14 protein-coding genes are annotated in these 12,049 nt (G+C 59.1%); 9 read left to right on the top strand and 5 right to left on the bottom strand.

Annotated features, from left to right (window positions below):
• Nucleotides 1-93 precede the first annotated feature (93 nt).
• Nucleotides 94-1,125 carry a LacI family DNA-binding transcriptional regulator gene (locus tag PMI37_RS14650; RefSeq protein WP_008082021.1) on the bottom strand — a complete coding sequence of 344 codons (1,032 nt, stop codon included), beginning with the start codon at nt 1,123-1,125 and terminating at the stop codon, nt 94-96.
• Between the two features lie 215 nt (nt 1,126-1,340).
• Here PMI37_RS14650 and PMI37_RS14645 point away from each other — a divergent pair, with 215 nt between their 5' ends.
• Nucleotides 1,341-1,874 (top strand): gluconokinase, encoded by a 534-nt coding sequence (locus PMI37_RS14645; RefSeq protein WP_007917804.1) that lies wholly within the window; start codon nt 1,341-1,343, stop codon nt 1,872-1,874.
• Nucleotides 1,875-1,956: 82 nt separating this feature from the next.
• Nucleotides 1,957-3,312 (top strand): GntP family permease, encoded by a 1,356-nt coding sequence (locus PMI37_RS14640; protein WP_008082018.1) that lies wholly within the window; start codon nt 1,957-1,959, stop codon nt 3,310-3,312.
• A gap of 177 nt (nt 3,313-3,489) precedes the next feature.
• Here PMI37_RS14640 and alaC read toward each other — a convergent pair whose 3' ends face one another.
• The gene (alaC, locus tag PMI37_RS14635; protein WP_008082017.1) at nt 3,490-4,698 is read right to left on the bottom strand and encodes an alanine transaminase; all 1,209 of its coding nucleotides are present in this window, start codon (nt 4,696-4,698) and stop codon (nt 3,490-3,492) included.
• A 139-nt stretch (nt 4,699-4,837) separates the two neighbouring features.
• Here alaC and PMI37_RS14630 point away from each other — a divergent pair, with 139 nt between their 5' ends.
• From PMI37_RS14630 to PMI37_RS14620, 3 genes are all read left to right on the top strand, one after another.
• A complete protein-coding gene (locus tag PMI37_RS14630; RefSeq protein ID WP_008082015.1) occupies nt 4,838-5,500 on the top strand; it encodes a LysE family translocator in 663 nt (220 codons plus the stop codon).
• Nucleotides 5,501-5,568: 68 nt separating this feature from the next.
• Nucleotides 5,569-6,066 (top strand): GyrI-like domain-containing protein, encoded by a 498-nt coding sequence (locus tag PMI37_RS14625; protein ID WP_008082012.1) that lies wholly within the window; start codon nt 5,569-5,571, stop codon nt 6,064-6,066.
• Nucleotides 6,067-6,377: 311 nt separating this feature from the next.
• Nucleotides 6,378-6,866 (top strand): GNAT family N-acetyltransferase, encoded by a 489-nt coding sequence (locus tag PMI37_RS14620; RefSeq protein ID WP_008082006.1) that lies wholly within the window; start codon nt 6,378-6,380, stop codon nt 6,864-6,866.
• Between the two features lie 136 nt (nt 6,867-7,002).
• Here PMI37_RS14620 and PMI37_RS14615 read toward each other — a convergent pair whose 3' ends face one another.
• Together PMI37_RS14615 and PMI37_RS14610 are read right to left on the bottom strand one after the other, a co-directional pair.
• The gene (locus PMI37_RS14615) at nt 7,003-7,608 is read right to left on the bottom strand and encodes a pyridoxamine 5'-phosphate oxidase family protein (protein ID WP_008081997.1); all 606 of its coding nucleotides are present in this window, start codon (nt 7,606-7,608) and stop codon (nt 7,003-7,005) included.
• 18 nt (nt 7,609-7,626) lie between these two features.
• Nucleotides 7,627-8,112, bottom strand: coding sequence for a GNAT family N-acetyltransferase (locus PMI37_RS14610; protein WP_008081996.1), 486 nt, complete (start codon nt 8,110-8,112; stop codon nt 7,627-7,629).
• Between the two features lie 141 nt (nt 8,113-8,253).
• Here PMI37_RS14610 and PMI37_RS14605 point away from each other — a divergent pair, with 141 nt between their 5' ends.
• From PMI37_RS14605 to PMI37_RS14595, 3 genes are read left to right on the top strand one after another with little or no spacing between them, the layout of a single operon-like run.
• Nucleotides 8,254-8,679: a YybH family protein gene (locus PMI37_RS14605; protein WP_008081991.1), complete on the top strand. Its 426-nt coding sequence runs from the start codon at nt 8,254-8,256 to the stop codon at nt 8,677-8,679.
• A 40-nt stretch (nt 8,680-8,719) separates the two neighbouring features.
• Nucleotides 8,720-9,064, top strand: coding sequence for a YciI family protein (locus PMI37_RS14600; RefSeq protein WP_008081988.1), 345 nt, complete (start codon nt 8,720-8,722; stop codon nt 9,062-9,064).
• Nucleotides 9,057-10,298 (top strand): RNA polymerase sigma factor, encoded by a 1,242-nt coding sequence (locus tag PMI37_RS14595; RefSeq protein WP_008081986.1) that lies wholly within the window; start codon nt 9,057-9,059, stop codon nt 10,296-10,298. The genes PMI37_RS14600 and PMI37_RS14595 overlap by 8 nt, the downstream gene beginning before the upstream one ends.
• 296 nt (nt 10,299-10,594) lie before the next feature.
• Here PMI37_RS14595 and PMI37_RS14590 read toward each other — a convergent pair whose 3' ends face one another.
• Nucleotides 10,595-11,449: a LysR family transcriptional regulator gene (locus tag PMI37_RS14590; RefSeq protein WP_008081984.1), complete on the bottom strand. Its 855-nt coding sequence runs from the start codon at nt 11,447-11,449 to the stop codon at nt 10,595-10,597.
• A gap of 88 nt (nt 11,450-11,537) precedes the next feature.
• On the opposite strand from PMI37_RS14590, the gene PMI37_RS14585 reads away from it, so the two are divergent.
• Complete coding sequence (locus tag PMI37_RS14585) at nt 11,538-11,975, top strand: multidrug/biocide efflux PACE transporter (RefSeq protein ID WP_008081983.1); 438 nt, start codon at nt 11,538-11,540, stop codon at nt 11,973-11,975.
• The last annotated feature ends 74 nt before the right edge of the window (nt 11,976-12,049 follow it).

Here is a 12,049-nt window from a genome sequence, read left to right as displayed (position 1 = left end):
AAAAGATCAGATCAAAAGATCGCAGCCTGCGGCAGCTCCTACCGGGATCGTGTTTCACCCCGGGATTTGTGCCCACCACAGTGGTTTCAGGGGTCAGGTGCTTTCGCGGATTTTCAGTTCGAAGCCCATGTCTTCGACCGGCCGCGCGACATTGTTGCCGGCCATCAGCGTCAGCATTTGCTCCGCTGCACGTCGGCCAATCGCCTCGCGTGGGGTGTTGATACTGCTCAGGCGCGGGACCATGTGCTCGGACATTGGCAAGTCGTTGAAACCGAGAATTGCCACCTGCTCGGGAATTCTGATGCCGTTGCGCAATGCTTCGAGCAGCGCGCCCTGTGCGAGGTCGTCGTTACCGAAGAAGATCGCATCGACATCCGGGTGTGCCGCCAACAGTTGCAGGAACAACTCGCCACCCAAACCCACGGACGACGAACGCGGCGTCAGCACTTCCAGATCCGGGTCGTAACGCCCGGCCTTTTGCAGCGCCTTGCGGAAGCCCTCGCCACGCAACAACGTGCGTTGATCGAGCTGCGCGCCGATATACGCCAAGCGCTTGCGCCCGCGTGAGAGCAAATGCTCGGCCGCCGTTTCACCTGCACTCAGTTGCGAGAAACCAACACAATTCACCCCGGCAGCGCTGTCCAGTTCCATCATGTACACGCAGGGAATGTTGCTGGCCTCGATCATTCGCCGTGAACTTTCGGTGCGATCAAACCCGGTCAGCAAAAAACCTCGCGGCTGATAAGCCAGGTAGTTGCGCAGCAGGTTTTCTTCTTCATCGCGGGAATAGTGGAAGTTGCCGATCAACACTTCGAAGCCCTTGGGCGTCAGCACCCGATGAATGGCTTCCAGCGTATCGATGAACAACAGGTTGGACAGCGAAGGGACCAACACCACCACAGAATGGCTCTGCGCCGAGGCCAAGGCGCGGGCAGCAGGGTTGACCACATAGTTGAGTTCACTGGCGGCTTTTTGCACTTTTTCCACCAGTTCGGTGGCGACCGTGCTGACCCCACGCAAGGCGCGGGAGGCGGTAATCGGGCTGACGCCGGCCAGGCGGGCAACTTCATTGAGGGTGGGACGGCCGGTGGTGCGAGTGTTTTTATCGTTTTTAGGGGTGGTCATCGACGGCTTGCCAAACAAAAATCAAGGCACTAAGGTAGCGCTGTCCTGATGCAGCTGTAAATGCGTAAGCGAGGTCCTGCCTGATCTTCGCTTTTTGGCGTTGGGCGCAAACCTGCTGCAACCCAAAAAAACGACAAGAAGGCGTCGGCAACTTCTGCCTGTGCACTAGAGTCATAGCTAGCAAAGGTAGCGCTGTCTGCGCGCTGAGGTGTTATATGAGTCATCCCATCACCGCCCTGGTCATCATGGGCGTTGCCGGTTGCGGCAAGACGTGCGTCAGCGAGGCCCTGTGCCAATTGAGCGGCGCCACTGCCATTGAAGGCGATACTTTTCATCCGGCCGCGAACATCGAAAAGATGAGCGCGGGGATCCCCCTGAACGACGACGACCGTGCCGGCTGGCTCGACAGCCTGTGCGATGAACTGCGTCGCGTCGATGCGTCGGGCAAACGCCCGGTGCTGACCTGCTCGGCCCTTAAACACAGTTATCGCGAAGTGTTGCGCAGTGCCTTGCCGGGCCTGGGTTTCGTGTTTCTTGAATTGACCCCTGAAGTTGCCGCTGAACGTGTGTCCCACCGTCCGGGCCACTTTATGCCCGCCACGTTGATCGAAAGCCAGTTCGCCACGCTCGAATCGCCCAAGGGCGAACCGCTGACGTTGGCGCTGAATGCTTCGATTCACAGTGTTGAAGAACTGGCGTCCCAGGCTCACGTCTGGTGGCAGGCCCACGGTCTGAAGCAGGCGGTATGAGTGTGTTGAAAGAGCTAGCGCAGTCCTCACGACTTCTGTTTAACCCGCTTTAATAACAACAACAATCCAGGAGACACCCCCAATGTTTGGCATGTCCCATGAGACGTTCCTGCTGCTCGATGCAGTGGTCACGGTAATCGGCCTGATTATCCTGATCACCAAATTCAAGATTCACCCGTTCATTTCCCTGACCATCGCCGCCGCGTTCCTCGGCCTGACGTCGGGCATGCCGATCGGCACCATCATCAAAGCGTTCCAGGACGGCTTCGGTGGCGTGCTCGGTTTCGTCGGCATCATCCTCGCGCTGGGCACCATGCTCGGTAAAATGATGGCCGAGTCGGGCGGGGCGGATCAGATCGCCCAGACCCTGATCCGTGCGTTCGGTAAAGACAAAGTCCAGTGGGCGATGATGTTTGCCGCGTTCCTGGTGGGCATTCCGCTGTTCTTCGAAATCGGTTTTGTCCTGCTGATTCCGCTGGTGTTCATCGTTGCGCGCCGCACCGGTGTGTCGATCATCAAGATCGGTATCCCGCTGCTCGCCGGTCTCTCCGCCGTGCACGGCCTGGTGCCGCCGCACCCGGGCCCGCTGCTGGCCATCGGCGTGTTCGGTGCGGACATCGGCAAGACCATTCTTTATGGTCTGATCGTGGCGCTGCCAACCGCGATCATTGCCGGTCCGATCTTCGGTACGTTCATCGCCAAGCACATTCCGGGTCACCCGAATCAGGAACTGGTCGATCAACTGGCCCGCGAAAACGACGACTCGACCACGCTGCCGAGCTTCAGCATCACCCTGATCACCGTGCTGCTGCCGGTGTTCCTGATGCTGCTGAAAACCTTTGCTGACGTCGCGTTGCCGGACGGTCACTTCTTCCGCACCTGGATGGACATGATCGGTCATCCGATCTCGGCGCTGTTGCTGGCGTTGCTGTTGTCGCTGTACACCTTCGGGCACAAGCAGGGCATCGGTTCGCAACAAATGCTCAAGTGGCTGGATGCGAGCCTGGCGCCAACCGCCGCGATCATTTTGATCATCGGTGCCGGCGGTGGCTTCAAGCAGATGCTGGTGACCAGCGGTGTGGGCGACGTGATCGGCCACATGGCGGTCAGCGCGCAAATCTCGCCGATCCTGCTGGCGTGGCTGGTGGCGGCGGTGATTCGTATCGCTACCGGTTCGGCGACTGTGGCGACCATCACTGGCGCGGGCATTGTGGTGCCGGTGGTGGGGATGATTCCGGGTGTTAACCGTGAGCTGCTGGTACTCGCTACCGGCGCCGGTTCGCTGATCCTGTCGCACGTGAACGACGCCGGTTTCTGGCTGGTGAAGCAATACTTCAACATGACCGTGGCCGAGACGTTCAAGACCTGGACGGCGATGGAAACGATCCTCTCGGTGGTTGCGTTGGGCTTTATCCTGCTGCTGTCGTTGTTCGTGTAAACAGTTTCTTGCAGACACAAAAAAACCGCAGCGATGCGGTTTTTTTGTGCCTGATGATCTGCGTGAACACGGCACCTGTAGGAGCTGTCGAGTGAAACGAGGCTGCGATCTTTTGATTGTAAAAACCAGATCAAAAGATCGCAGCCTGCGGCAGCTCCTACAAGGGAGGTGGGTCAGTTATTTGGTAACTAATCCATCCGCCCGGAACATCCCGCGAATCCCGCGTACAGCCTGGCGAATGCGGTCCTGGTTTTCGATCAGCGCGAAGCGCACGTGATCATCGCCGTACTCACCAAACCCCACCCCTGGCGAAACACAGACCTTGGCCTCGGCCAGCAGCTTCTTGGCAAATTCCAGCGAGCCCAGATGCGCGTACTGCTCGGGGATCTTCGCCCAGACGTACATCGACGCCTTCGGATTCTCGACCATCCAGCCCAGTTCATGCAGACCTTTCACCAGCACATTACGACGCTGGCGATACTGCTCGGCGATGTCGCGCACGCACTGCTGATCGCCTTCCAGCGCGGCAATCGCCGCGACTTGCAGCGGGGTAAAGGTGCCGTAGTCGTGGTAGCTCTTGATCCGCGCGAGGGCGTTGACCAGTTCCGGATTACCGACCATGAAACCGATGCGCCAGCCGGCCATGTTGTAACTCTTGGACAAGGTGAAAAACTCCACCGCGATGTCCTTGGCGCCCGGCACCTGCATGATCGACGGCGCTTTCCAGCCGTCATAGACGATGTCGGCGTAGGCCAGATCGTGAATTACCAGCACGTCGTACTGCTTGGCGAGGGCGATCACCCGTTCGAAGAAATCCAGTTCCACGCACTGTGCAGTCGGGTTCGACGGGAAACCGAGGATCATCATTTTCGGCTTCGGAATCGAGCCACGAATCGCCCGTTCCAGCTCATCGAAGAAGTCCACGCCGGGCACCAGCGGCACCGAACGCACCTGGGCACCGGCAATCACCGCACCGTAGATGTGAATCGGGTAGCTCGGGTTCGGCACCAATACGGTGTCGCCCTGATCCAGGGTCGCCAGCATCAAATGCGCCAGGCCTTCCTTGGAACCGATGGTGACGATGGCTTCGCTTTCCGGGTCGATATCGACCTCGTAGCGCTGCTTGTACCAGTTGGAAATCGCCCGGCGCAGGCGCGGAATGCCCTTGGACGTCGAGTAACCGTGGGTGTCGTCGCGTTGGGCAACCTGTACGAGTTTTTCGACAATGTGCGGCGGCGTGGCGCCGTCGGGGTTGCCCATGCTCAAGTCGATGATGTCTTCACCACGACGACGCGCGGCCATTTTCAGCTCGGCGGTGATGTTGAAAACGTAAGGGGGGAGTCGATCTATGCGCGCAAAGCGGCGCGGCGAACCTTGTTCAGCCATTGTTGCCTCGGATAACGTAAGCGCCCGGAACCGTCCGAGCGACGCTGGTCACTGCGGTGACCTGTGGCGGAAGATAAGGTCAGTGATGGCATACTGTCCAGCCCGTTTGTAAACAATTTTGTCCCAAGGAAATCGGTAGATGGAATTCACCAGCGGCTTTTTGCTGAGCCTTTCGCTGTGCCTGGATATCGGCGTGGCCAACATCGCGATGATCACATTGGCGATGCAGCGCGGTTACTTTCAAGGCTTCGCGCTGGGCCTCGGCACGTGCGTCGGCGACTTGATTTACGCGGTGCTGGCGCTGGCCGGGATGACGGTGCTGCTGCAATACGAAACCGTGCGCTGGGTACTGTGGATCGGCGGCTCGGTGCTGCTGATCTACTTTGCGGCGAAGATGATTTACTCGGCGATCCATCACGAAGCGCAGTTGGCGGCCACGGCGGAAGTAGGGCAGAACTCTCATCGCAAGGAATTCTTTCGTGGGATTTTTCTCGCCATGTCGTCGCCGAGCGCGATTCTCTGGTTTGCAGCGGTCGGTGGCACCTTGATTGCTCGTTCCGGGGGCGGCGGCCCTTTGAGTTCGGCGTTGTTCCTTGGCGGTTTCCTCTGCGCCGGGCTGCTGTGGTCGGCCGGTTTGTGCTTCGCCGCGATTCATGGCGGCAAGCTGCTCGGTGACAAGCTTCTGCGTTACTCCTACATGGCATCTGCAGCGATCTTCTGCTATTTCGCGGTGTACGTGATCGTATCTGGCTATAACGAATTCGTCGGTTCCGGTGCCGTCGAGCAGTTGCACACGTTGTAGGCGTGCGAATTGGATTGGGCTTTCTATACTCCCAGCCGAACCCCTTTTTTTGTGCCAGGAGTCGAGTCATGGATGAGCAAAAACGCGTCGAAGTGGCTGAACCTCGCTTCGAACATGGACACTTCCTGCTGATTGCAGGTTTTCGCGGTCGATTTACCCAAGACAGCGCAAAGGACATCCCGACGCTGTGGGAAAAGTTCTTGCCGCACCTGGGAAAGATACCGGGGCAAAAAAACGAAGTGACCTACGGCGTCTGCAGTAACTTCGACGGCAAGGGTGGCTTCGATTACATCGCCGGGGTGGAAATCAGCAAGCTCGATGATCTCGACCAGAAGGTCTACCAGTGGGTCGAGGTGCTGCCCCGCCAGTACGCGGTGTTTGAACACCAGGGGCCGCTCGATCAGTTGCCGCAAACCCTGCAATACATCTACAAGACCTGGTTGCCGACCTCTCACTACGTGGAGCTCAACGCCCCGGAACTGGAGCGTTACAGCGCCGATTTCAATCCGCGTCTGCACACCGGCAAACTGGAAATCTGTGTGCCGGTCGATTCCAAAAAAGCCTGAACAGACAACCATGAGGCGGATCATTGATCCGCCTCATACGATCAACGCTGTTTACGCCGTGTGCGCAGCAGGTCGATCGCCAGTGTGATGAACCCGAACGTACTGATGCCCAACACCATCAACAGACCAATCTGAACGCTGCTCATAAGCGGTTTCCCCCACGGGTGATCAGAGACAGCTCACAGCAATAGCCGCCCTCGAGCCCGAAGAAAAGCGCTTATACGCAAGCTTTACGCCGCCCGCGCGCATCGATATGCCGCGCTTATTCCTTTATGCTTTCGGCACTTTCTTCTGCTGATTTTCGAGCTGCCATGAACACCCTCATCCGCAACGTCACCGCCGCCGACCTGGATCGCTGCTACGCCATCGAAACCGTTACCTACGAAGGCGACGAAGCGGCCACCCGAGAGAAGATCGCCACGCGTATTGCCACCTGGCCGGAAGGTTTTATCGTCGCCGAGGTGGAGGGCGTGGTCGCAGGCTTCGTCAATTCCGGCGCGGCGTTTGACGTGCAGATGTCGGACGAGGCGTTCAAGGAACTGATCGGCCATGACCCGAAAGGGCCGAACGTGGTGATCATGTCGGTGGTGGTGCACCCGGATTATCAGGGGCAGGGTTTGGCCAAGCGCTTGATGGGCGAGTTCATCGAGCGTATGCGCGGGATGGATAAAGCGACGATTCACCTGATGTGCAAGGAGAAGCACATCCCGCTGTACGCCGGGTTTGGCTTCGCCTACATCAAACCGTCGGAGTCCGACCACGGCGGCATGGCGTGGCACGAGATGATCCTCACCCTCTGATTCAACCCCGATCCTGATCGTTCCCACGCTCTGCGTGGGAATGCCTCCTGTGACGCTCTGCGTCACGACTTTGGGACGCAGAGCGTCCCCGGCTGCATTCCCACGCAGAGCGTGGGAACGATCATTTACGGGGGTATCAGTAGAGGGTGTCGGTGACCCGTTTCGGCGCTTCGCGGTCGTAGGTTTCGGCATCGAACTCGCCGTCATTCAGGCGCTTGTGGAAGGCGCCGGCGCTTGGCAGGGCCGAGCGCGGCAGATGCGTTTCAGGATTCCACGCATCCGAGCGGACGAACGCTTTTGAACAATGGAAAAACGCCGCTTCCACCGTCACCAGCAACACGGTTTTCGCCGGTTTGCCATTCACCGCAAAACTCTCCAGCAGCGCCGGCTCAGCGCTGATCACCGCCGTGCCATTGACCCGCAACGTCTCGCCAATCCCCGGAATGATGAACAGCAGCGACACCCGCGAATCCTGCAGGACATTGCGCAGGGTATCGATGCGGTTGTTGCCCGGGCGGTCCGGCAGGGCCAGGGTGTTTTGATCGATGATCCGCACAAACCCCGGCGCATCCCCGCGCGGTGAATTATCCAGGCCATCGGCGCCCACCGAGCTGACGATCACCAGCGGCGAAACCCGCACCATCGCCTGATAATCCTCGTTGAGAAAACCGATCTGCTTGCGCACCGCGCGGTCGTGGGGCAGTCCGTAAATCGCTTCCAGCGCTTCGATTGAGTCAATCATCCTTGCACCCCCGATAACTTAGAAAAACAGCCCCATGCGCCGTTCGTAACCGATCCGGCCCTTGTACGCTTCGCCGCTGTCGACGTAGCCATACTTTGCATACAGCGCGATGGCCGCGTCGTTATCGGCATCCACCGACAATTCCAGCCCCTTGATCTCCGGCCACGCCTGCCGCGCAACCTCGGGCAGCGCTTGCAAACATGCCTTGCCGTAACCCTTGCCCTGCGCCCGGCGATCAACCTGCAACGCATGCAACGTGGCGCTGTGTTCATCGGCCCAGGCTGGCAACACCGGCGGGCGCTTGAGCAGCAGAAACGCGACCGGCACCTCTTCTGCCAGCAAGGCAAAACCCTTTACACCGGGGCCGGGTTTCGACAGCAGGGTGTGCAAAGCGCCGTGGATATCGCCGGAGAACTTGATCTGTTCGGCGTGGATTTCAATCGCCTCGACTTGTTCACGCTGCAAGGCGTTGAGACTGTCGTACGGCACGAGTTGGGCTGACACGGGAATTTCCTTTTTCCTACAAAGACGAGCCTCGGATTCTAGCGATTTTGTCTTCGGTGGAAATTTTTTGTTTCGTCTGTCGATCTGCCCAATCGCCGAACGACTAAGGGTGTCTTCACAACAAAAACCACGGAGAACACCATGAGCGCACAAGCTGAAATCCAGACCCTGATCAATACCTACCGCGAAGCCGTCATGACCAAGGACGTGGAGAAAGTCATGGCGTTGTACGCCGACGACATCGTCTCGTTCGACGCAATCAAGGCCCTGCAATTCAAGGGCAAACCGGCCTATCGTGCGCACTGGGTGGCATGCATGGAAATGTGCCCCGGCCCGCACATTTTCGAGTTCCACGAAATTGCCATCGAAAGCGCTGACAACATCGCCTTCGCCCATTGGGTGGCCAACTGCGGTGGCACCAATGACAAAGGCGAAACCCAGAGCTGCTGGATGCGCGTCACTGCGTGCTATCGGCAGGTCGGCGGGGCCTGGAAAATCGCCCATGAACACTGGTCGGCCCCGTTCGATCCGATGAGCGGCGCGACCCTGTTTGATGTGCAGCCCTGATCTTCAGCCATAGTTGAACCGTCCGCTTCAGGAGAACGCCATGAAGTATTTATGCCTGGTCTACAGCGATGAGCGCCTGCTGCATTCATCGCCCGACAGCCCGGAAGACGCCGAATGCTGGGCCTACGCCGAGTCGATTCAGGGCAGCGGGCGAATGGTCGCCGCCGAGGCGCTCGAATCGGTACAGACCGCCACCACGGTGCGTATGCGCAACGGCAAACTGTCGATCACCGATGGCCCGTTCGCTGAAACCAAGGAGCAACTGGCCGGTTTCTACCTGATCGACGCCAAGGATCTCAACGAAGCCATTCAGGTCGCCGGCAACATTCCGGCGGCGCGGGTCGGCAGCGTTGAAGTGCGCCCGGTGCGGCAGTTGAATGTCTGAGGTTCGGGCGCGGGTCGAGCAGGTCTATCGCGAAGACTCGCGGCGGATTCTGGCGACACTGATTCGCCTGCTCGGTGATTTCGACCTCGCCGAAGAAGCCTTGCACGAGGCGTTCTTCGTCGCGGTCGAACGCTGGCAGCGCGACGGCGTACCGGACAATCCGCGCACCTGGCTGGTCTCGACCGGGCGTTTCAAGGCGATTGATGTGTTGCGCCGCCGTGCCCGCTTCAAAGCTTCGCAGCCAATGTTATTGGCGCAACTGGAAGAACTCGAACAGGCCGACTGGAGTGGCGAAGACGTGGAAGACGATCGTCTGCGGCTGATCTTCACCTGCTGCCACCCGGCGCTGGCGGCGGATGCGCAAGTGCCGCTGACCTTGCGTGAAGTCTGCGACCTGACCACCGAAGAAATCGCTCGTGCGTTTCTCTCCGCGCCAGCGGCGATAGCGCAACGTATCGTGCGCGCGAAAGCCAAGATTCGTGACGCGAAAATCCCTTATCAAGTACCGAGCCTGAGCGAATTGCCCGAGCGCCTCGACAGCGTCTTGCGGGTGATTTATCTGGTGTTCAACGAAGGCTATTCGGCGTCGGTCGGGGCGGAGCTGACCCGCGAGGATTTGACGCGTGAGGCGATCAGATTGGGGCGATTGTTGATGGAGTTGCTGCCGGAACCGGAAGTGATGGGGCTGCTGGCGATGATGCTGTTGCATGAATCGCGACGATCGGCGCGGACTTCGCCGGACGGTGAACTGGTGTTGCTGGATGATCAGGATCGCTCGCGCTGGGATGCCGGGTTGATTGCTGAAGGCTGTGCGCTGGTCGAGCGCGCGCTGACCACGCGGCGGTTTGGGCCGTATTGTTTGCAAGCGGCGATTGCGGCGGTGCATGCCGAGGCGCCGTCAGCGGCAGAAACCGACTGGGAACAGATCGTCGGCTTGTATGACGTGCTGTTGCGCGCGGTGCCTTCGCCGGTGATCGAGTTGAACCGTGCCGTGGCGGTGGCCAAGCGCGATGGGGCGTTGGCGGGGTTGAATCTGATTGAAGGAATTTTGGCGCGGGGCGAGTTGCAGGATTACCACTTGGCGCATTCGGCGCGGGCGGAGTTTTGTCGGCAGTTGGGTCGGGTGGAGGAGGCGAGGGTGGCGTATGTGCGGGCCTTGGAATTGACACGGCAAGAGCCGGAGCGGCGGTTTATTGAAGGACGGCTTTCGGCGCTGGAATTGCCCTCACCCTAGCCCTCTCCCAGGGGGAGAGGGGACTGATTGGGGATATTGGAGAGTTTCACCGACTTGCAGGATCGTTATTGAATCCATAGGCCGGTGGTGATCGAAGCGGCTTGATAAGGGTGTCTGGGCTGACGCCATCGCTGGCAAGCCAGCTCCCACAGTGTCCGCGTCGTACACAAAATCAATGAACACCTCGGTATTTGTGGGGGCAGGCAAGCCAGCTCCCACAGTGTCTGCGTCGTACACAAAATCAATGAACACCTCGGTACCTGTGGGAGCTGGCTTGCCAGCGATTGGCGTCGCCGCTATTCCAACATCTTGCTCAGCAACCAGCTCCCCGCCGGCCCCGGCGGATACAGCCGCGACCACAAGGCATCAACAAACACCGGCTTGGGCCAGCCACGCACCTTCAGTTCAACTAACAAATCATTGCCAAACCGCTGCGCCAGCCAACGCGGTAACGGCGCCCAGCCAAAGCCTTTTTCGGCCATTTCCAGCAACATCAGATAACTCGGTGCCGACCACACCCGGCCTTTGCCACGGCTGTCATACGGATTGACGATGGTTGCCAGGCGCAACTCCCGATGCTGTTCCAGGATGTGCTGATCAACGTGATCAAGCTTGGCCAGCGCATGGTCGCGATTGACGAACAAGGCGATTTCCGTGCGCTCGGCCACCGTCGACGTCACCAGATCCGGCGGGTAGTGCTCCTGCATTTCAGCGAAAGCCAGATGCGCGCGGCCGCGCTGCACCAGTTCGATCAGGTCTTCACATTCGGCAATCAAACACTCCAGTTCCAGATCCGGATAGCGCTGTTCGAAACCTGCCAACGCCGCTTCGAATCGGTACGACTGATAGGTATCGGAAATCGCCACCGTCAGCTTCGGCTCGACGCCTTGCGACAGTTGCCGCGCCGTCATTTCCAATCGACTGCTGGCCGCCAGAATCGCTTCGGCGCGTTGCAGCATCACATGACCCGCCGGGGTCAGCGTCGGTTTGCGGCTGCTGCGATCGAACAGCACCAGGTCCAGATCAATCTCCATGCTTGCCACCGCCGCGCTGATGGTCGACTGACTGCGCCCCAATTTACGCGCCGCCGCCGAAAACGAACCTTGCGTGGCCGCCTGGACAAATGCCAACAGCACTTCTTGCGAGATCATCAACTATCGCCCTGATCGATGGTTATTGATTATGAAGTATCGGTTTGAGAATAGATCATGGCAACCATCTTCACTAAGGAGTCAGACCATGACTACCAATAAGTCCATCACTGAACGTATTTTCCAGGCCGTTGGTTTCGAACTGCTGGCCATTCTGATCTGCACGCCGCTGCTGGCGTGGATCATGCAAAAACCGATGCTTGAAATGGGCGCGGTGACGGTGTTGATCGCGCTGCTGGCGCTGGGCTGGAACGTGGTGTTCAACCGTTACTTCGACCGTATGCTGGAACGCATGAACGTCGCGCACAACGCCTGGGTACGGGTGGTGCACGCGCTGCTGTTCGAGGGTGGTTTGATCGTGATGGGTGTGCCGCTGATTGCCTGGTGGCTGTCGGTCAGCCTGTGGCAGGCGTTCTTGCTCGACATCGGCGTGCTGCTGTTCTTCCTGCCGTACACCTACGTGTACCACTGGGGCTACGACGTGCTGCGCGAACGCTTCATGACCCGCCGCGTCTGCCAGAACTGACCCATCCCCTGTAGGAGCTGCCGCAGGCTGCGATCTTTTGATCTTGCCCTTATAAAGCAAGATCAAAAGATCGC

The organism is Pseudomonas sp. GM80, assembly GCF_000282515.1.
GTDB lineage: Bacteria > Pseudomonadota > Gammaproteobacteria > Pseudomonadales > Pseudomonadaceae > Aquipseudomonas.
The sequence above is the reverse complement of the archived record's forward strand: the minus strand, read 5'-3'. Positions and strand labels throughout refer to the sequence as shown.

Coding starts and splice junctions, on each gene's coding strand:
- PMI37_RS14615 (WP_008081997.1), bottom strand. CDS start 7,608: ATGATTGACTCAATCGAAGCGCTGGAAGCGATTTACGGACTGCCCCAC.
- alaC (WP_008082017.1), bottom strand. CDS start 4,698: ATGGCTGAACAAGGTTCGCCGCGCCGCTTTGCGCGCATAGATCGACTC.
- PMI37_RS14585 (WP_008081983.1), top strand. CDS start 11,538: ATGACTACCAATAAGTCCATCACTGAACGTATTTTCCAGGCCGTTGGT.
- PMI37_RS14630 (WP_008082015.1), top strand. CDS start 4,838: ATGGAATTCACCAGCGGCTTTTTGCTGAGCCTTTCGCTGTGCCTGGAT.
- PMI37_RS14590 (WP_008081984.1), bottom strand. CDS start 11,449: ATGATCTCGCAAGAAGTGCTGTTGGCATTTGTCCAGGCGGCCACGCAA.
- PMI37_RS14645 (WP_007917804.1), top strand. CDS start 1,341: ATGAGTCATCCCATCACCGCCCTGGTCATCATGGGCGTTGCCGGTTGC.
- PMI37_RS14595 (WP_008081986.1), top strand. CDS start 9,057: ATGTCTGAGGTTCGGGCGCGGGTCGAGCAGGTCTATCGCGAAGACTCG.
- PMI37_RS14620 (WP_008082006.1), top strand. CDS start 6,378: ATGAACACCCTCATCCGCAACGTCACCGCCGCCGACCTGGATCGCTGC.
- PMI37_RS14640 (WP_008082018.1), top strand. CDS start 1,957: ATGTTTGGCATGTCCCATGAGACGTTCCTGCTGCTCGATGCAGTGGTC.
- PMI37_RS14605 (WP_008081991.1), top strand. CDS start 8,254: ATGAGCGCACAAGCTGAAATCCAGACCCTGATCAATACCTACCGCGAA.
- PMI37_RS14625 (WP_008082012.1), top strand. CDS start 5,569: ATGGATGAGCAAAAACGCGTCGAAGTGGCTGAACCTCGCTTCGAACAT.
- PMI37_RS14650 (WP_008082021.1), bottom strand. CDS start 1,125: ATGACCACCCCTAAAAACGATAAAAACACTCGCACCACCGGCCGTCCC.
- PMI37_RS14600 (WP_008081988.1), top strand. CDS start 8,720: ATGAAGTATTTATGCCTGGTCTACAGCGATGAGCGCCTGCTGCATTCA.